Genomic DNA, 18,617 nt, shown 5'->3' on the forward strand with positions numbered 1-18,617 from the left:
CGGAAACGATCGTGGCTCCCGCAAGCGGTTTTACCTCGGAGCGCATGACGGCGGGGTATGGATCGGAAGACGATCGCGATCGCGCTTCTCGTCACCGTTGCCCTCGGGCTCATCGTGTCGGGATTCATCGGTGGAACTGCCGACGAGCCGGCGGCGGAGGTCCCCGAGGAGTCGCTGATCGCGGTCGAGGGTGATCACGAACTCTGGCCGTACACGAGCCGGACCGAGTCCGTTGACGGTCGAACCCTCGCGATCAACGTCGTGTTCCACGATGACGGGGACGCGGTCCGTGACGCGCTCGAAGCGGGAGATGACACCGCGTGGGAGGAGACCGACGAGGAGGAGACGGACGCGGACCCGGATCTGGTCCGTGAGATCGTCGTCCGCGAGTGGGACGACGCACACGGCTCCACCCGGTACTCGTACTTCGACGGGCCCGACGGCGGTCAGTGGGTCGACGAGTCCTTCGAACTCCACGACGGCGAGTACCTCGGTTCCAGAGATCACGTCCGCGCGTACGAGTCGCCCGACAGCGCATACACCGCCGTACAGGTACACGAGGAGTACTACGACTGGTTCCGGCTGCGTCACACGGTACCGGGGATCAACGACCCCGCGGTCAGGCTGGAGGACGAGTTCATCGAGAGCGACCTCGCGACCGACGTTCGCCGGGAGTATCGCGGCATCGACGGCGGGTTAAGCGACGGATGGATATCGGTCATCGAGCTGGCGCTACTGCTCCCTCTCGCCGGCGCGCTCCTCCGCCGCCGGACTCGCGACGCGGTCGTCGAAACCGCCGGCCGCTTCCGACAGGAGGGGAGTCGTCACGCCGAGGCCGCGGTGCTCGGCACGGCACTCGCGGCGGTGTTCGTCGCGGTACGGACCGCGGGGGTCGCGCTGGAGGTCGCGTACCCCGCCATCGCGCCGAAGCTGATCGCCGCGCCGCTGTATCTCGTCATCGCCGTCGGACTCCCGCTGCTCGTGTTCATCGGGGCGGATCGTTGTGATCCCACCGCGGCGTTCCTCGGGGTCGTACTCGGGCTCGGTGCGGGGTTCGTGCTCGACTTCGCGGCGCTCGGCGTCGCCGTCCCGGCGGACTTGGTCGTCCACCGGGTGGCGATCCTCGCCGCACTCGGGCTGGTTGCGGTCGGTCGCGCCGCGAAGGATCGTCCGATCCTCGTCGCCGGCGTGCTCGCTTGGGCGGTCGGGCTGGCGCTTCCCCTCGCCGACGTTATCTGATCGGATCGGCACACGTCCGGATTTCCTCCCGGAGCGCACCGTTTTTTACCACAGAACTGATATAGTTCCGGCGACGAGTCAGCATGAACAATGGCGGAAGGGATACGCCGGCGCGAGGCGTTGGCAGGGATCGGTGTCGCTGCCGCGAGCGCCGGCTGTATCGGTCGCGTCCGCAACATCGTGGGACGAGACCGGTCCTCACAACTGGTACTGGAGATACTCGTCCTCCCCACCGACTCGGACCCCGTGGGGATCCGGATCGCAAGGTCGCTCTCGGAACACCTGAACGCCGTCGGGATCGGGACGCGTATCGAGACGGTTGCCACTACCGAGATCCGGCGTGAAACGCTGATAAACCACGATTTCGACCTCTACGTCGGCCAGTACAAGGAGGCCGAGCCGTTCGATCCGGACGCGCTGTACGGACTGTTACACTCGCGGTTCACCGCCGAAGCCGGCTGGCAGAACCCCTTCGGACTCACCGAAGTCGCGGTCGACGACCTCCTTGAGGAACAGCGAACGGTCCCCAACGAGGACCGCGGCGAGTCCGTCGCCGAACTCCAGCGACGGGTCTGTGATCTACAGCCGTTCACCGTCGTTGCCTTTCCGGACGCGCTCAGTGCGGTCCGAACCGAGACGTTCACCGGGTGGGACACGGAGCGTCCGGTCTCGCTCGGCGGGCTCCTCTCCTTGGAGCAGGCGGACTCGGAGGAGTCCGACGACCCGCCGACCCTTCAGCTCGCGACGACCGACGAACGGATCACCACCAATTGGAACCCCATTGCGGCGGAACACCGCCGACACGGAACGTTCACGTCGCTTCTGTACGACCGTCTGGCCGAGACCCACGGTGACGAGGTCGTCCCGTGGCTCGCCCGGGACTGGGAGCGGGTCGACGAGGAGACGTTCCGGGTCACGCTCCGTGACTCGACGTGGCACGACGGAACGCCGATAACCGCGTCCGATGTCGCGTTCACCTACGCGTTCCTCCGAGACACGTCGATGGGGGGGACCGAAACCGCCGTCCCGGCACCGCAGTTCCGCGGCCGCAGCGCGACGGTCGTCGACTCGACGGTCGTCGACGACGTAACGGTCGACCTATCGATCGAGAACGTGAACCGGGCGGTCGCCGAGCGTGCGCTCCAGATCCCCGTCCTTCCCGAGCACGTGTGGAGCGAGCTGACGGACCCGGCGACGGTCGCCGGGTTCGAGTTCGACGAGGGAACGACGGAGGCACTGGTGTCGAACAACGAGGACCCCGTGGGGAGCGGACCGATGCGGTTCGTCGACTCGACGGCCGAGGCGTCCGTCTCCTTCGAGCGGAACCCCGACCACTTCCTCGTTCGTGGGGACGAACCGCACGCGACGGCGGTCGAGACGGAGGCGGAGACATCCGACGGGGACGGCGGATCCGATTCGATCGAGGACTCGGGCGGATCGTCGCCGAATCCTACCGAGGGGATCCCGGACGTGTATCACGGGAAACCGGTGTTCGACCGTCTGGAGATCGAGGTCGTCGGGTCCGACGTCGCCGCAGTCCAGTTGGTCGGGGACGGCTTCGCGGACGGTACCGCATCGAAACTCGGTCCGGACGCGGTCCCTCGGATCGGTCGCGAAGCGGACGCTACCCTCATTTCGGGTCCATCTGCCGCGTTCTATCACGTGGGATACAACACTCGACAGGCACCGCTCTCGAACTTCCAGTTCCGCCAGATACTCGCCTCGCTGGTGGACAAGGCGACGCTCGTCGACGACGCGTTTACCGGATACGCTCGCCCGGCGGCCTCCGTACTGAACGCGTCGCCGGAGTGGGTCCCGGACGATCTGACGTGGACGGACGGTCATGACCCCGTCCATCCGTTTTACCGTGGGGACGGCGAGGACGGTGGGCTCGACACCGAGCGCGTCCGACAAGCGCTTCGGGACGCGGGGTACTGGTTCAACGAACGCGGCGAACTGGTAACTCGAAGCTGATGGACCCGCTCGTCTCGGTTGCGCTCCGTCTTCTCGTTTGGGTGTTCGCAATGCTGCTCGTCGCGGGCGTCGCCATCATCGGCCCCCGGCAGCTCTACGATGTCCCGAAGGACCTGATTCGACATCTTCGGGACGCCCGGTCTTACGTCGCCGCGCTGCTACTCGTACTCGTCGCCAGTGCCGTCGGTCGAGGGCCGCTCCAGTCCGTCTCCGAGCTCGTTGGACTCCAGTTGACCGGGTTCATCTACGCGGTCGAAGGCGAGTTCGTCGCGTGGCTTCAGACCTTCGCAGTCCCGGAGCTGACGCTGTACTTCTCGTGGGTGTACGTGTACGGCTACGTGTTCCTGCTCGCGTTTCCGTTCCTCGCGTACGCGGCGCTTCCGTCGTCGACGATGCTGAAGCGGCTCATACTCGCGTACACGCTCAACTACGCGATCGGACTCCTCGTCTACACGCTCGTGTTCGCTCACGGCCCCCGAAACGTGATGCCGGAACTCGTGACCTCGCTTCTGTACACGTTCGACCCGCACATCCAGTCCCTCACGGGAGAAGTCAACGAACCCACGAACGTCTTTCCGTCGCTCCACACGTCGCTGTCGGTGACGGCCGCCGTCTTCGCCGTCCTTACCCGTGACCGGTATCGCGCTTGGACGCCGATCGCAGGGGTGTTGGCGGCGTCGGTCGTCGTGTCGACGATGTACCTCGGCATCCATTGGCTGCTCGACGTGATCGGCGGGATCGTCCTCGCGTTCGGCTGCGTCTATCTGTCGTATCGCGTCGTCGACGCGGACGGAGAGTCGGACGACCGACATCGCTTATAATGATCGGCGAACATCACCGGGTATGTCACGCCGATACGATCCGGTGACGCCCCCCGTCGCCGTAACCGTCGCCGGCAGCGATAGCGGCGGCGGCGCAGGGATCCAGGCCGACCTGAAGACCATGACGACCCACGGCGTTTTCGGCACCTCGGTCGTCACGGCGACGACCGCCCAGAACAGCCGCGGCGTCCACGACGTTCACCCGATCCCGCCCGACCACGTCGCGAACCAGTACGACGCGGTCGTCGACGACTACCCCGTCGGCGCGGTCAAAACCGGGATGCTTGCGACCGCGGAGACCGTCGAAACGGTCACCGGTCGACTCGCAGAGTTCGACGGGCCGGTCGTCGTCGACCCGGTACTGGTGGCCGCGACCGGGGACCGCCTGCTCCCGCCCGCGGCGGAGGCTGCCTACGACGACCTGATCGCCGAGGCAACGCTCGTCACGCCGAACGCTGACGAAGCGGCGGTGCTCGTCGACGGCCCGGTCGAAACTCCGGCGGACGCGGCGGCCGCCGGCCGGGAACTGGTCGCCCGTGGAGCCTCGGCCGCGCTCGTCAAGGGCGGCCATCTCGACGCGGGCAACGTGGGGGAAGTCAACGATGCGGGCGACGCCGACGACGTGGTCGACACCCTCGTGATCGCCGGTGACGACGGGGCGGAACCGACCGTTCATCGGCTGAGAAACCCCCGCGTCGACACCGACGCGACCCACGGCTCCGGCTGTAGCCTCTCCAGCGCGATCGTCGCCAGACTCGCACACGGCGAACCCCTCGGGGAGGCAGTCGCGGCTGCGGTCGACGACATGGGTGAGGCGATCCGACGCGGGTACGACGTCGGATCGGGCCCCGGTGCGGTGAACCCTACGACGATGGACACGTGACTGCTGCGACCTCGCCCGCCAGTCGACCCGCAGGGTTTTAGCCGCCGACGGCGGGAGTACGGGTATGGCTACGGGGATCGTCGGGGAGTTCCTCGATCTCAAGGCGGAGACCGACGCGGACCTGCTCGCGATGCAGTGTGGCGACTTCTACGAGTTCTTCGCCGAGGACGCCGAGACCGTCGCCGACGAGCTCGATCTCAAGGTCTCGAAGAAGTCCTCGCACGGGTCGTCGTATCCGATGGCGGGCGTCCCGCTCTCGGAGCTGACGCCGTACCTGAAGTCGCTCGTCGAGCGCGGCTACCGCGTCGCCGTCGCCGACCAGTACGAGACCGACGACGGCGGCCACGCGCGGGAGGTGACCCGCGTCGTCACGCCCGGAACGCTCCTAGAGACGAGCGACGACGACGCCAGATATCTGGCGACGGTCGTTCGCGACGATGATGACGGGGGAGGCGGCGCCCTCGGCTTCGACGGCCCCTACGGCGTCGCGTTCGCGGACGTCACTACAGGCCGGTTCCTCGTCACGGATATCGCCGACGGGAGCGACCTCCGGGCCGAGTTGTACCGGTTCGATCCCGCCGAAATACTCCCCGGTCCGGCGCTCCGCAACGACGACGACTTTCTAGCGACCGTCCGCGACGACCTCTCCGGGTCCGTCTCCGTCTTCGACGCGGAGGCGTTCGCCCCCGGCCGGGCGGCTCACGCGGTCCGCGAGCGGTTCGGCAGCGAGACGGCAGACAGCGTCGGACTCGACTCCGAGCTGGCGACGCGGGCCGCGGGTGCTGCGCTCTCGTACGTCGACGAGACGGGCGCGGGCGTGCTCGCGTCGATGACGCGGCTCACCGCCTACGAGAACACCGATCACGTCGACGTCGACGCGACGACCCAGCGGAACCTCGAACTCACGGAGACGATGCGCGGCGACACCGAGGGATCGCTGTTCGAGACGATCGATCACACCGTCACCGCCGCAGGCGGGCGACTCCTCCGCGAGTGGCTCACGCGCCCTCGACGCGACCGCGACGCGCTCGACCGCCGGCTCGACTCGGTCGAGGCGCTCGCCGGTGCGACGCTCGCGCGCGACCGACTCCGGGAGGTGCTGGGTGACGCGTACGACCTCGAACGGCTCGCCGCGCGAGCGACGAGCGGGAGCGCGGGCGCACACGAACTCCTCTCCGTGCGGGACACGCTCGCGTTGCTGCCGGCGCTCGCCGATGCGATCGACGGGACGCCGCTCGCGGACTCGCCGGTCGCGACGGCGCTTAGAGATGTCGACCGCGAGCGCGCTCGCGACCGCTACGACGAGCTCGCGGAGGCGCTCGCCGAGGACCCGCCGAAGACGAAGACACAGGGCGGGCTGTTACAAAAGGGGTACGACGACGAGCTCGACGAGCTGATCTCCCGCCACGAGGAGGTGACCGAGTGGCTCGACGGGCTCGCCGACCGCGAGAAGCGGCGACACGGGCTCAGCCACGTCACCGTCGACCGCAACAAGACGGACGGCTACTACATCCAAGTCGGCAAGTCGGTCGCGGACGGGGTGCCCGAACACTACCGCGAGATCAAGACGCTGAAGAACTCGAAGCGGTTCGTCACTGACGAGTTGGAAGAGCGTGAGCGCGAAGTCATGCGGTTGGAGGAGGCTCGCGGCGAGCTGGAGTACGAGCTATTCGAGGCGCTCCGCGAGCGCGTCGCCGCGGACGCCGAGTTACTACAGGACGCCGGCAGAGCGCTCGCCGAGATCGACGCGCTCGCCTCGCTGGCGACCCACGCCGCCGGTAACGACTGGACACGTCCGGAGCTGACGGACGAGCGCCGGCTCTCCGTCGACGCCGGGCGGCATCCGGTCGTCGAGCGGACGACCGACTTCGTCCCGAACGACCTCGAACTCGACGCGGAGCGCGGCTTCCTGATCGTCACTGGCCCGAACATGAGCGGGAAGTCGACGTACATGCGGCAGGCAGCGCTAATCCAGCTGCTCGCGCAGGCCGGCTCGTTCGTCCCGGCGCGGGCGGCCACGGTCGGACTCGCCGACGGCATCTACACCCGGGTCGGGGCGCTCGACGAGCTGGCGCAGGGTCGGTCGACGTTCATGGTGGAGATGCAGGAGCTGTCGAACATCCTCCACTCGGCGACTGAGGATTCCTTGGTCATCCTCGACGAGGTCGGCCGCGGCACCGCCACCTACGACGGCATCTCCATCGCGTGGGCCGCGACCGAGTACCTCCACAACGAGGTGCGCGCGCGGACGCTGTTTGCGACCCACTACCACGAGTTGACGACGCTGGCGGACCACCTCCCGCGGGTCGCGAACGTCCACGTCGCCGTCGACGAGCGCGACGACGAGGTGACGTTCCTCCGAACGGTGCGCGAGGGCCCGACGAACCGCTCATACGGCGTCCACGTCGCGGATCTGGCGGGGGTCCCCGAGCCGGTCGTGGGGCGGGCGGACGAGGTGCTTGACCGGCTTCGCGAGGAGAAGGCAATCGAAGCGAAGGGGTCGGGTGGCGGAGGCGACGGTGGGACCACGCAGGCCGTCTTCGACCTCTCATCAGGGTCGTTCGAGAGCGGACGCGACGATCCCGACGGCACCGTATCAGACAGCGGAACCGGACGCCCGGCGCGAAACGGCGACCGCAACGCGGAGGAGTCGCGTGCGGCCGCCGACGGAGCGCCCTCGGCGCGCTCGGAGGCCGCCCTCGACCCAACGGCTCGCGAGGTGATCGAGGCGGTGAACGATGTCGACCTCGCGGAGACGACCCCGGTCGACCTGCTCGCGCGTGTCCGAGAGTGGCAGGAGCAGTTGGAGTAGCGCCGGGCCGGATCGGTCGTGTCTGACGTAAGAACTAATGTGTGACCTCACCGTGTGTGTGTCATGGGAATCATGACGAAGATCCTCGGCGGGGGCGGTAACCGGTCCGTCGATGATTACGTCGAACTCGATATGGACGACTTCGCCGACGCGAGCGCGGAGACGGGAATGCAGGTACACATCGCAGAGATCGGCGACCAGAGCGACGTCATCCCGATCAAAGACGCCGTCTACGACGGCGATTTCGTCATCGCCGACATCACGCGTCACTCCACCTCGGATCGCACGGTCGAACACATCATCGACGAGCTGCGTCAGGTGGCCGAGGAGGTCGACGGCGACATCGTCCAGAAGGGCGACGACCAGATCGTCTTAACTCCGACCGGCGTAACCGTCTCGCGGCAGAAACTCTCCTAGTCGCACTCGACGATCAACGCTCGACGGCGGACGACCCCGAAACGGTCGGATCGAGGGCTGAAACGGGTCGATGTCGTCTTCTCGGCCGAACCGTGTCATATATGCCCTCCTCACGCCCACGTTAGGGTGAATGGACGAGCCGGTCCTCCTCACTGGCGCGGGCGGGCGGGTCGGTCAGGCTATCCTGAACGGTATCGGTGAGACGTACGACTGGCGGCTGCTCGACCGCGAGCCGTTGCCGGCCGCGAAAGTCCCAAACGGGGTGCCCGAGGCGGACCGTTACGTCGCCGACATCACCGACGAACACGCCGTCCGCGACGCGATGCGGGGCGTCGGCTCCGTGATCCACCTCGCCGGCGACCCGCGGAAGACCGCGCCGTGGGAGTCCGTGCTCCGGAACAACATCGACGGCACGCAGGTCGTGATGCGTGTCGCCGCCGAGGAGGGAGTCGACAGGTTCGCGTTCGCATCCTCGAACCACGCCGTCGGCGGCTACGAGACCGAGGATCGGACGCCGGACCTCTATCGGACCGACGACGACTACCGGCTCGACGGAACCGAGATCCCCCGCCCCGGCAACCTCTACGGCGTCTCGAAGGCGACCGGCGAGGCGCTCGGGCGGCTCTACCACGACGAACACGAGATGTCCGTCGTCTGCGTCCGGATCGGCAATCTCACCAAGGATCACCCGCCCCGCGAGTACGAGCGCGGGCAGGCGATGTGGCTCTCACACGGTGATTGTGCCCATCTGTTCGACCGGTGTCTGCGGGCCGACTACGGCTTCGAGATCGTCTACGGGATCTCGAACAACGACCGACGCTACTACTCGATCGAGCGTGCTCGGGAAGTCCTCGGCTACGACCCGCAGGACAACTCCGCCGACTACACCTTCGAGGGCGAGCCGCGAGCCGAAACCGAGTCGGGAGCCGAAACCGAGCCGAGAGTCGAGGACCCGCCGACCGACGAGTCGTAGCGCCACCAGTCCTCTCTTGTACACTCCATTTCACTCGAACAGATCGTCGACATCCCGGCGTTTCCGCTCCGCACGTTCGACCCGATCGGCGAGTCTCGCGGCGATCTGCGGACGAGAATCCGGGTGCTGGAGAAAGCTAAACAAGAGCTCCGCGATCGTCGACCGGCCAGTTCCGTACTCCTCACGTGCGAGATCGGCCGCGGCCGACACGACCCCCTTCTCACCCGACGTGACCGTCTCGGCCACGACCGGTGCGGCGACCGTCGTCGCCGCCAGATCCAGATCGGCGAAGCCGACGACCCTCTCGTCGATCCGGATATCCGGCCGCCCTCGTCGCTCGACGGTTTCCGGGTCGGCCGCGAGCCGTCGGCACCATTCGCGGACAGGGTCGAGCGCGAGACCCCGGTACTGCGGTTCGATCGGCGTCAGATAGTCGACCGCGTTCTCCGCACAGCCGACCGCACCGGCCCAGTTCCGGTCGGTCGCGTGATGGGTCGCCGCCGCGGTCGCGATCAGTCCGTGGAGGAGTCGCTCGTCGTCTCCGTACTCACCGGCGTCGACGGCACCGTTCGCGTCGAGCGGGAGCCACGCGGCCTCCCACGGGTCGTGGGCGGCGAGGACGAACCCCTCGTTGAACAGAGCCGAGCCCGCATGGAGCGCCACGGCGACATCGGTGGGCGCTCCGAGTGCCTCCCGGTTCTCGGAAAGGTCGTAGTCGCCGCGATCGTCGTCGTTATCCGGCATGTCGTTCCGTCGATGACGGCGATACATAAGCGGTGAGGACCGCGGCGCTCGAACCCGAACGGACGAGACCGTCGAAGGGTCGATGCGTCAGCGGTGGCTATCGGGACGGTCCGCCCGTCTCTATCGGCTGTGCTTCGTGGATCCCGACGATCCCGGTGAGATCCGCGATCTCCGCGTCCGGTGTGAGCCGGATCGATGCCTCGGCCTCCACGGTGAGGTCGTTGAGGCGGGGTTGGAGTCCGACGACGTCGATGTCGAGGATCTCGATGTCGTCGTGGCGCGCGAGTCTGGATCGGACGCCGGCGTGGAGATCGCCCGCGGCGTCGCGGGGGATTTCAAGCCGGAGCGTGACGTCGGTCGCGCGGCAGTGTGTTGCTGCCATACGGGCCCGGGAGGGAGTCGATTCCTCACCCGAGGCTCTGCCGCTTGAGCTACCGGGCCTGTGACGGACTCGGGGGAGAGAAAGGCGTGACCGCTCCGACGGGCGACCCTTCCGCCCCCACGTCCGGGGGTTACGCGTTGAGGGTGTCGGAGCGATCGACGACCGGCTCGAGCACCCGATCCCCGAGGTTCCGCCAACGAGCGAGCGTCGGGGTGGGGATGGAGTTCGGGTCGGTCATCGGTCGGTGTCCGGCGGGTGTCCCGCCGGGACGTGTTCTACGACATTCGTGTATCCGACTTAATCATTCCCCGGTTATGCGTGACAATGTCATGGGCCGGTCGTCGCGGTCGTCATCGCGTCGCTCGACCCGGTCCGGTCAGTAGGTTTATGAAGCTCTCGCCGACAGATACCGTCGATGACGCGCCCTCCACTGACCACCGACGGGATTCGCAACGAGGAACGATGCCGCTAGGCGGACTCCTCCTCGCGGCGATAGTCGCGGCGTTCGGGCTCCTCCTCATCCGACGGGCTCGGAACACTCGCCATCGAGCACGGACCGCGACCGAGCTCGCGACACACGCCGAGCGGCTCGACGACGACGGGGTCGGGACAACGGTCCGCGGACCGGTCTCGGTGACGGCCCCGGGGCTTCCCGACCGGACGCCGCCCGCGCAGGCAGACACGACCGACGGCGACCCGGCGCTGTGGGCGTGGCGCGTCCGCGAGAAGCGATCGAAGAACCGGGGCGGATCGACGTGGCGTACCACGGAGAGCGGGCTGGCGGCCGGAGCGTTCTCGATCGCACAGGACTGGAACGAGGTCCACGTGGACGCCGACGCGCTCACGGACGAGGGGACCGGCCTCCTGCGAAGCGAGTCGGACCCGTTCGAGGCATCGAACCTGTATCTCGGGGACCCGGCGTTCGACGTTCGGCTCGGCGATCTCGACCCGATCAACGCCCGCCTCGAACGGTGGGGACTGATCGGCGAGGACGGGATCTTGAGCGGCTTCGAGGTCACTCTTAGTAGCGGCCGGCGGACGATGACGCCGGACCGCTACCAGGCGACCGTCGTCCGCGACGGCGACGAACTGCTCGTGCGCGGCGAGCTCGACGAGACGGGGGACGACCTGGTGCTCCGCGGAACCGAGGACGTCCCGATGCTCGCCGCCGTCGGCGACCTCGAGGAGCGTGCCGATCGGCTCCACCGGGTAGCACGCCGAACCGCGATCACCGGGATCGCGATCGTCGGGTTCGCGGTCCTGCTTGGCGGACTCACCGTTCTGTAGTCGATCGTTCGAGATCGCCGACGGCGACGAGATCGTGTTTAAAAGCTGTGAGCGGCGGCGACGATCGTTTATAAGTGAGCGAAGCCGTGGCGTCACCGCCAGCGACAGGGCGAGAGCGGAGCTCTCGCTAGCAACCGGCGGCAAAGCCGCCGGTGACGAGGCTGGGGCGGCGTGAGGTGCGGTGCGGTTGCGGTCGGGCGGGCTTTGGAGGTGCTCACCGTCGTTCCACACTCAGCTACTTATAAACGAACGACCAGCGTCGTGAACGCGTCACCACGGCGTTGATCACTTATACGCTCATGTGTAGATGATTGTTGATGGTCTGCCTTCTTGCGGTTTGACGGATTTGTCTTCGGTTCAAGAATCATCTCATAAACCGATCTTCGTGGGGTTTAGCACTCACTTCGAGTTCGACTGAGCTGTATCCATCTGTTGTAGTTTAGCGGCGCGTCAAGGCGGTGTTTATGCGGATAGTTGAGCGAGACGGTGTTGAGTCGAATCGCTGATGAAGCGTGATCGGGGAACTGAACGGATGTTCTTCTGTCTCGGATGATGAGATCTGTGGCACTCTCTGAAGGCGGCGCACTCACTCCGGTGAGTGCGTCGCCGATCCAGAGCTGTCGCTACTACTTACGTCTGGGCTGACCGCCTTGTCAGGCGAGTTTCTACCAGAACTCGCCTGACTCAACCTGCTCACGTAATCTTGGTCGATGTGGATTTGGATCCCGTGACGACCACAACAGCAATTCGTCGAGATTTGGCAGTTCATACCCGAGATCCAGCATCAGGTACAGCTGGACCAAGTGTGCGTGACGTTCGAGCGCGTGAGAACACCGACGACGTGGGAGACGCGTCGACGACGCGGTCGCGTCGTCGTCGCTCCCCTGCCGCTTTGCGTCTAATTTGCGGAGTTCATCCACAATAACGCGGCTCATCAGCAGCGAGAGCGCCGCTACGATGATCAGCGCTTCGATGATGTAGGGATCCGTCGTATTGATCTCATCAAGACCGAAGCGCGATTTGAGTTCCTTGAACAGCAGCTCAATCTCCCAGCGCGCCCGATAGAGCTGTGCGATATCGGGCGCGTGGTAGTTGTCTCTGGCAAGATTCGTTAGGTAGAGATGGTACTCATTGCTGTCCTCGTTGAGCACACCGACAAGTCGGAACGTTCGGGTCGTGCTGACGCCCGACCCTCGCTTGCGGTCGAATGAGAGGGTGATCCGAGCGTCGATCTCCTGTCGCTGCAGGTCGTCGAGGACGTCCTGCAGCGACTCGCCTTCGAGTGGAATACTGTTTCCCCGCCATGTGCGAAGCTCTTCGACGATCTCGAAGTTCGCATCATCTTTGACACGTGAGACGAACCAGCCGTCGTTTTGGTCGATACGGTCGAACAACCAGAAGTCGTAGAAGCCGAGATCGAGTAAGACGAGTGCGCCAGCTACCCACTCGCCGGTGGGTAGCTGGCTCCGTTCCTGCGTTTTGGCGTCAGTCGTTTGAAAACGCGTAGGAAGTCCGGTTGAGAGTGATTCTGTGAGGTGGAGCTTCACGCCAGCTTGATCTTCGCCAGTCGCTGCGTAGACGTCTGTAGCGTCTTGGTAGAGTGAGACGATAGAGGCGTCAACAATAAGGACGTCTCGAAAGCGTTCGAGACGTCCGCTGAGGTCGGTTTGTCCCGGTTCGAGATTCTCGATGGCGTCATCGAGAATCTCTCGCAGGAGTGCAACGAACGCGGGTGAAAACCAGCCGTGGAAGGTTGGATAAGCAAGTTCGTCACAGTCAGCCATTTCGACGAAGCGTTCGAGAAATGTCTGAATAGAGCGATCCGATCCAGCAGCGAAACCCAGTGAGAGGGTGTAGAACAACGCAACAGTGTCGAACTTGCGCTCTCGTTGGACGAGATTCGTTGCGCGAGCGCGCTCGCGCAACTCATCAGAGGGAAACGCTCTTTTGATCCGGTCGACAATCACTGAATCCGGTGGTTGGTAACTCACAGTAGCCACCGGGTTTCTCTGACAGGTAGTCCCAACGATATTCAGATCAGGAGACTGCGCTGGCGTGAGGCGTTAAACTACAACGGATGGAGCTGTATCAACAATCTCCTACAGAAGAGCGCACTTATAAATTGACGCCAGCAACAGCGCTCGATCGCTTATAAACAACCCCACTCCGTATCGCAACGGGATTTCTTTTAAATGAATACGGGCGCGCGACTCGCGACGCTCGTCGTTTGGTGTGTCCGAAAACGTCCTGACGGAGTCCCACGCGAGCGAAGCGAGCGTGGGGCACGTCAGGGCATGAACGCCGCGGCTGTCGAACGAAGTGAGACAGCCGCGAAGTGAGCGTCCTGACGGAGATTTGAACTCGAAAAGACGATCCGGTCGCTCACTGCGTTCGCTCCCGGCTGCGACTTTTTTGCTCAAATCTCCGCGGAGTTTTCGGACACACGCACGACTCGCGACGCTCGTCGTTTGATGTGTCCGAAAACGTCCTGACGGAGATTTGAACTCCGGTCCCTGGCTCCGCAAGCCAAGAGGATAGTCCACTACCCTACCAGGACTCATCTACGTGTATCTCGGAGATACTTAAGACGGTTACGGTCCGGCGGCTCCGTGTTCGGGGCTCGCATGGGGTCGATCCCCCTCTACGACGACCGGCCGGAACGACGGGTGTCGGCTCGTGTCACTCCTATCTTATATACTCTTGACCCGTCATCGACCGTATGTATAGGCGCGCCGTCCTCGCCACGACCGCAGCCGTCGCCGTCGCGTCGGTCGCCGGCTGTGTCGCCGACGCCGATCCGATCGACGACACGGACTCGGACGATACGGGCTCGGACGACACGGGCTCGGACGGGGACGGGTCGAACGACGGAGCAGACGGTGGATCGAGCGTTGACGCCGCGAGCGACCCGGATATCACGAACGTCGAGGTTTCTGCGGCCGATCCGGGGGCAACGGGAGCAGCGGGCGAGGCGTCGATCGAGTTCGTGACTGATGGAGTTCACGTCGAGGGGACGGTTCTCGGCGAAACCGGCTGTCACGGCGTCGAACTGGCGAGCACGGCGACGACCGACGAGGGTGCGCTCCGAGTCGTCGTCGCCGCAGTCGACGACGCGGGCTCCACCGAGATGTGTACGCAGGCGCTGACCGACATCGGCTACGAGGTGGACGCCGAGTTCGCGGAGGGTCTCCCGGAGTCCGTGACGGTCGTCCACGACGACGCGGACGGCCGTGAAGTCGTCGCCACCGACTCGTCCGACACCGACGAGTGACCCGGGCCCGGCGCGAACGCTTTTATATTGAACCGGTCCCACTGAGCGGTATGCCGAGGGAATCAACGGAGCCTCTACCGGGAGAACCACCGAGGTCGCCGCCGGCCGACCCCCCGACTGCTGACGGCGTGAAAACGGCGCAAGGACAACGCTTATCCGCGAAGTCGACCACCCACGAGGTACGCGTATGGGAGCTATAGAGGACGTTTACGAGGACCTCGATACCGACGTCGAGTTCGAGGAGTTCGCGGCGGCAGTCGAGGACAAAGTCGAGCAGATGGGCGGGCTCGCCGACGAGGAGACCGCGGCGATGCTCATCGCCCACGAACTGCGCGACGAGGAGGCGGACACCATCGCCGATATCGAGCCCGGGATGAACGACGTGAAGTTCATGGGGAAGGTCACCTCCATCGGCGACGTCCGCACGTTCGAGCGCGACGACGAGGACGGCGAGGGACGGGTGTGTAACGTCGACGTCGCGGACGCGTCCGGCTCCGTTCGGGTCGCCCTCTGGGACGAGATGGCCGTCGGTGCCGCGGAAGAACTCGAAGTCGGCGACGTCATCCGGGTCATGGGACGCCCCAAAGAGGGGTACAGCGGACTGGAAGTGAGCGCGAACAAGGTCGAGACGGACGACGACGCCGAGATCGACGTTCAAGTGCTTGACACCTATCGCGTGGAGGACCTCTCGCTGGGCGCGTCCGATGTCGATCTGGTCGGCAAGGTGCTCGATACGGACTCCGTCCGCACGTTCGACCGCGATGACGGCTCGGAGGGGCAGGTGTCGAACCTCACGGTCGGCGACGAGACCGGCCGCGTCCGCGTCACGATGTGGGACGAGAAGGCCGAGCTCGCCGAGGAGTTCGCGGCCGGCGAGGTCGTCGAGGTCGGCGACGGCTACGTCCGCGAGCGCGACGGCGACCTCGAGTTGCACGTCGGCGACCGCGGAACGCTGGAGCGCGTCGACGAGGACGTCGAATACGTCCCGGAAACAACCGACATCGGCGATCTGGAGATCGACCGGACGGTCGATATCACGGGCGGCGTCATCGAGACGGACCCGATACGCACCTTCGATCGCGACGACGGCTCCGAGGGACAGGTGCGAAACGTCCGGATCAAGGACGACACCGGGGAGATCCGAGTCGCCTTGTGGGGCGACAAGGCGGACACGGAGATAGAGCTGGCCGACCGCGTCGTCTTCACTGACGTCGAGATACAGGACGGCTGGCAGGACGACCTCGAGGCCTCGGCCAACTGGCGATCGACGGTCTCCGTGCTGGACGCCGAATCCGCCGGAAACGGCGGGGCGTCCGACGGCTCGACTGGCGGCCCCGGGAGCGGATCGAGCGCCGGAGGGAGCTCCGATGAAAGCGGACTTGGAGCGTTCTCCGACGGGACCGGTTCGGAAACCGGTTCCGACACGGGTTCCGGAAGCAGCAGTGTGGACGCCGGCGAGGCGGGAGCCGGGCCCGCGGCGGCCGTGACGGCCGACTCTGCGGCCACCGAAGACATCGAGTTCACCGGGACGGTCGTTCAGACCGGCGATCCGGTCGTGCTGGACGACGGACAGCGAACGAAGAGCGTCGAGACCGACGAAAGCCTCCGGCTCGGGGAGGAAGTGACGGTTCGCGGAGCGGAGCGAGACGGAGCGATCCACGCCGACGACGTGTTCTAGCCATCCCGCCCTCGCTGCCTTCCCCACTCACGGTCCACGAGTCCGTAGGGCAAAACCCGCGGTTTGCTCGGCCAAACGAGCCGTTGAGCCGCCACGAGGCCGTCGTTTCTCCCCGCAAACGTCGGTAACGGAAAGCGTTATACGGTGGACGAACGCGTCTGTGTGTATGAGCGTCGAGTTGCCGTTCGCGCCCGTCGACCAGATCATCCGGCGGAACGCCGAGGAGCTCCGCGTCAGCGCTGACGCCGCCGAGGAGCTGGCCCGACGGATCCAGTCACACGGCGCGGAACTGGCGATCGATGCGGCCGAACGCGCGACCGAAGACGGTCGAAAGACGCTGATGGCCTCGGATTTCGGCGTCGGACAGGTGATCCCCCGTGAGGAGCTGTCCCTTCCCGTCGCCCCAATCGACCGGATCGCGCGGCTCCGCATCGACGACCGGTATCGAGTCGGCGTCGACGCGCGGATCGCGTTGGCCGACGTCCTCGAGGACTACGCCGACAACGTGGCGAGCGCCGCCGCGACGCTCGCGCGGCATGCGGATCGACGGACGGTACAGGCCGAGGACATCGAGACGTACTTCGCGTTGTTCGAGTAGATGCGCTTCGGCTACAGCGAACGGTGTCTCGCCCACGACACGGGCGAGCGCCATCCGGAGAACCCGGACCGCCTCCGAGCGATCCGTCGCGGACTCGCAAAGCGGCACGGCGTCGAGTACACCGATGCCTCGCCCGCCGAACGTGACGCCGTAACCGCCGTTCACGACGAGGGATACGTCGACGAGCTCGAGTCGTTCTGTGCGGACGGCGGCGGCAACTGGGATCCCGACACCGTCGCCGGAGAGAAGACGTGGGACGCTGCGCTGGCGTCCGCGGGGCTCGCACAGTGGGCAGCTGAAGTCGCACTCGACGGGGAGAACGGCCGCCGGACCCCGTTCGCGATCGGGCGGCCGCCAGGACATCACGCCGTCCCCGACGACGCGATGGGGTTCTGTTTCTTCAACAACGCGGCCGTCGCGGCACAGTCCGTGATCGATGACGAGCTCGCCGACCGAGTGGCGATCTTCGACTGGGACGTCCACCACGGGAACGGGACGCAGGACGTCTTTTATGACCGTGGTGACGTGTTCTACGCGTCGATCCACGAGGACGGCCTGTATCCGGACACCGGGGACCTGAGCGAGACCGGTCACGGCGAGGGTGAGGGAACGACGGCGAACCTTCCGCTTGCGGCCGGTGCCGGTGACGCGGACTACCTCCATGCGGTCGACGAGGCGATAGCGCCCGCGATCGAACGGTTCGATCCGGACCTACTCATCGTCTCTGCGGGGTTTGACGCGCACCGACACGACCCAATCTCGCGGATGCGCGTCTCATCTGAGGGATATGCGTTGTTGACCGATCGGCTCCGCGACGCCGTCGACCGGCTTGACGCGGCGGCCGCGTACGTTCTTGAGGGCGGATACGGTCTCGATACGCTTGCCGAGGGCGTGTCGATGGTCCACGAGACGTACGACGGTCGCTCCCCGGTGAGCCTCGACGAGGACGAACGTCCTGATCCCCAGACGGAACAGTTGGTGTCCGAGCTGCGAGCTGCGCTCGATCTCTGAACGACGGAACCCGGGTCGAGTATCAGTCACACGGAATCAAGGAGGAAGCCCACGGCTTCAGTCGTGGGTAACTGACGATGCTCACTGCTACCGTTGATCGGAACGAAACGCCCGGAGCGGGATTTGAACCTCGGTCGTTTCGTTCGCTCCGCTCACTTCACTCCCTGGTTCAAATCCCTTTATCTGCGTTCGTCGACGCCGGACTCGCTCGTCGCTGCCGCTCCTCGCTTGTAGTCGGCGTCGACAGAAGCGCCCGGAGCGGGATTTGAACCCGCGTCACGACCGTGACAGGGTCATATGATGGGCCACTACACCATCCGGGCAAACATTGGCGACGGTTCCCGAAAACGGGAACGCCCGGAGCGGGATTTGAACCCGCGTCACGACCGTGACAGGGTCATATGATGGGCCACTACACCATCCGGGCACGTCGCATCAGTTCGTACCCCTGTCTGGCAAATAAGGCTTGTCATCGCCGACGAGGATGGGGAGCCGTGACAATGGATAGGCGGTACGTTTTTGTGTGT

The 18,617-nt window shown here is 65.6% G+C and carries 15 protein-coding genes and 3 tRNA genes; 12 read left to right on the forward strand and 6 right to left on the reverse strand.

Going from position 1 to position 18,617, the window contains the following annotated elements:
- The first annotated feature begins 57 nt into the window (after nt 1-57).
- From J2751_RS07725 to azf, 7 genes are all read left to right on the forward strand, one after another.
- Nucleotides 58-1,239, forward strand: a complete 1,182-nt coding sequence (locus J2751_RS07725; RefSeq protein ID WP_209484818.1) for a hypothetical protein — start codon at nt 58-60, stop codon at nt 1,237-1,239.
- A 90-nt stretch (nt 1,240-1,329) separates the two neighbouring features.
- Nucleotides 1,330-3,213, forward strand: coding sequence for an ABC transporter substrate-binding protein (locus J2751_RS07730; RefSeq protein WP_209484819.1), 1,884 nt, complete (start codon nt 1,330-1,332; stop codon nt 3,211-3,213).
- Nucleotides 3,213-4,034: a phosphatase PAP2 family protein gene (locus tag J2751_RS07735; RefSeq protein ID WP_209484821.1), complete on the forward strand. Its 822-nt coding sequence runs from the start codon at nt 3,213-3,215 to the stop codon at nt 4,032-4,034. Before J2751_RS07730 ends, J2751_RS07735 begins: the two co-directional genes overlap by 1 nt.
- 22 nt (nt 4,035-4,056) lie before the next feature.
- Nucleotides 4,057-4,917, forward strand: a complete 861-nt coding sequence (thiD, locus tag J2751_RS07740; RefSeq protein WP_209484823.1) for a bifunctional hydroxymethylpyrimidine kinase/phosphomethylpyrimidine kinase — start codon at nt 4,057-4,059, stop codon at nt 4,915-4,917.
- Between the two features lie 64 nt (nt 4,918-4,981).
- Nucleotides 4,982-7,729, forward strand: a complete 2,748-nt coding sequence (mutS, locus tag J2751_RS07745; RefSeq protein ID WP_209484825.1) for a DNA mismatch repair protein MutS — start codon at nt 4,982-4,984, stop codon at nt 7,727-7,729.
- Between the two features lie 63 nt (nt 7,730-7,792).
- Entirely contained in the window at nt 7,793-8,146 is a 354-nt protein-coding gene (locus J2751_RS07750; RefSeq protein WP_209484827.1) for a cell division protein SepF, read from the forward strand.
- 130 nt (nt 8,147-8,276) lie between these two features.
- On the forward strand, nt 8,277-9,119 hold the full coding sequence (gene azf / locus J2751_RS07755; RefSeq protein ID WP_209484829.1) for an NAD-dependent glucose-6-phosphate dehydrogenase Azf: 843 nt from the start codon (nt 8,277-8,279) through the stop codon (nt 9,117-9,119).
- 30 nt (nt 9,120-9,149) lie between these two features.
- Here the strand turns inward: azf and J2751_RS07760 are convergent, their stop codons facing one another.
- Together J2751_RS07760 and J2751_RS07765 are read right to left on the reverse strand one after the other, a co-directional pair.
- Nucleotides 9,150-9,863, reverse strand: a complete 714-nt coding sequence (locus tag J2751_RS07760) for a DUF309 domain-containing protein (RefSeq protein WP_209484831.1) — start codon at nt 9,861-9,863, stop codon at nt 9,150-9,152.
- A 97-nt stretch (nt 9,864-9,960) separates the two neighbouring features.
- Nucleotides 9,961-10,245: a hypothetical protein gene (locus tag J2751_RS07765; protein WP_209484833.1), complete on the reverse strand. Its 285-nt coding sequence runs from the start codon at nt 10,243-10,245 to the stop codon at nt 9,961-9,963.
- 462 nt (nt 10,246-10,707) lie between these two features.
- Between J2751_RS07765 and J2751_RS07770 the strand changes: the two genes are divergently transcribed.
- On the forward strand, nt 10,708-11,532 hold the full coding sequence (locus J2751_RS07770) for a hypothetical protein (RefSeq protein ID WP_209484836.1): 825 nt from the start codon (nt 10,708-10,710) through the stop codon (nt 11,530-11,532).
- Nucleotides 11,533-12,197: 665 nt separating this feature from the next.
- Here the strand turns inward: J2751_RS07770 and J2751_RS07775 are convergent.
- Together J2751_RS07775 and J2751_RS07780 are read right to left on the reverse strand one after the other, a co-directional pair.
- Nucleotides 12,198-13,532: an IS4-like element ISH30 family transposase gene (locus tag J2751_RS07775; protein ID WP_209484838.1), complete on the reverse strand. Its 1,335-nt coding sequence runs from the start codon at nt 13,530-13,532 to the stop codon at nt 12,198-12,200.
- Between the two features lie 484 nt (nt 13,533-14,016).
- A tRNA-Arg gene (locus J2751_RS07780) sits at nt 14,017-14,089 on the reverse strand.
- Between the two features lie 162 nt (nt 14,090-14,251).
- Here J2751_RS07780 and J2751_RS07785 point away from each other — a divergent pair.
- From J2751_RS07785 to J2751_RS07800, 4 genes are all read left to right on the forward strand, one after another.
- Nucleotides 14,252-14,803, forward strand: a complete 552-nt coding sequence (locus J2751_RS07785; protein ID WP_209484840.1) for a hypothetical protein — start codon at nt 14,252-14,254, stop codon at nt 14,801-14,803.
- 187 nt (nt 14,804-14,990) lie between these two features.
- Nucleotides 14,991-16,481, forward strand: a complete 1,491-nt coding sequence (locus J2751_RS07790) for a single-stranded DNA binding protein (protein WP_209484842.1) — start codon at nt 14,991-14,993, stop codon at nt 16,479-16,481.
- A 166-nt stretch (nt 16,482-16,647) separates the two neighbouring features.
- Nucleotides 16,648-17,079, forward strand: coding sequence for a histone (locus J2751_RS07795; protein WP_209484844.1), 432 nt, complete (start codon nt 16,648-16,650; stop codon nt 17,077-17,079).
- Nucleotides 17,080-18,090 carry a histone deacetylase family protein gene (locus J2751_RS07800; protein WP_209484846.1) on the forward strand — a complete coding sequence of 337 codons (1,011 nt, stop codon included), beginning with the start codon at nt 17,080-17,082 and terminating at the stop codon, nt 18,088-18,090.
- A gap of 250 nt (nt 18,091-18,340) precedes the next feature.
- On the opposite strand, the gene J2751_RS07805 is transcribed toward J2751_RS07800, so the two are convergent.
- Together J2751_RS07805 and J2751_RS07810 are read right to left on the reverse strand one after the other, a co-directional pair.
- Nucleotides 18,341-18,413, reverse strand: a tRNA-Asp gene (locus J2751_RS07805).
- 31 nt (nt 18,414-18,444) lie between these two features.
- Nucleotides 18,445-18,517 (reverse strand) — tRNA-Asp (locus J2751_RS07810).
- Nucleotides 18,518-18,617: the final 100 nt, after the last annotated feature.

This window comes from Halorubrum alkaliphilum (genome assembly GCF_017873815.1).
In the GTDB taxonomy this organism is placed as follows: domain Archaea; phylum Halobacteriota; class Halobacteria; order Halobacteriales; family Haloferacaceae; genus Halorubrum; species Halorubrum alkaliphilum.

Excerpts from the sequence above, each read along its gene's own strand:
- J2751_RS07760 (WP_209484831.1), bottom strand. The coding sequence starts at position 9,863 with ATGCCGGATAACGACGACGATCGCGGCGACTACGACCTTTCCGAGAAC.
- J2751_RS07795 (WP_209484844.1), top strand. The coding sequence starts at position 16,648 with ATGAGCGTCGAGTTGCCGTTCGCGCCCGTCGACCAGATCATCCGGCGG.
- J2751_RS07735 (WP_209484821.1), top strand. The coding sequence starts at position 3,213 with ATGGACCCGCTCGTCTCGGTTGCGCTCCGTCTTCTCGTTTGGGTGTTC.
- mutS (WP_209484825.1), top strand. The coding sequence starts at position 4,982 with ATGGCTACGGGGATCGTCGGGGAGTTCCTCGATCTCAAGGCGGAGACC.
- J2751_RS07765 (WP_209484833.1), bottom strand. The coding sequence starts at position 10,245 with ATGGCAGCAACACACTGCCGCGCGACCGACGTCACGCTCCGGCTTGAA.
- J2751_RS07770 (WP_209484836.1), top strand. The coding sequence starts at position 10,708 with ATGCCGCTAGGCGGACTCCTCCTCGCGGCGATAGTCGCGGCGTTCGGG.
- thiD (WP_209484823.1), top strand. The coding sequence starts at position 4,057 with ATGTCACGCCGATACGATCCGGTGACGCCCCCCGTCGCCGTAACCGTC.
- J2751_RS07750 (WP_209484827.1), top strand. The coding sequence starts at position 7,793 with ATGGGAATCATGACGAAGATCCTCGGCGGGGGCGGTAACCGGTCCGTC.
- J2751_RS07785 (WP_209484840.1), top strand. The coding sequence starts at position 14,252 with ATGTATAGGCGCGCCGTCCTCGCCACGACCGCAGCCGTCGCCGTCGCG.
- J2751_RS07725 (WP_209484818.1), top strand. The coding sequence starts at position 58 with ATGGATCGGAAGACGATCGCGATCGCGCTTCTCGTCACCGTTGCCCTC.
- azf (WP_209484829.1), top strand. The coding sequence starts at position 8,277 with ATGGACGAGCCGGTCCTCCTCACTGGCGCGGGCGGGCGGGTCGGTCAG.
- J2751_RS07790 (WP_209484842.1), top strand. The coding sequence starts at position 14,991 with ATGGGAGCTATAGAGGACGTTTACGAGGACCTCGATACCGACGTCGAG.
- J2751_RS07730 (WP_209484819.1), top strand. The coding sequence starts at position 1,330 with ATGGCGGAAGGGATACGCCGGCGCGAGGCGTTGGCAGGGATCGGTGTC.
- J2751_RS07800 (WP_209484846.1), top strand. The coding sequence starts at position 17,080 with ATGCGCTTCGGCTACAGCGAACGGTGTCTCGCCCACGACACGGGCGAG.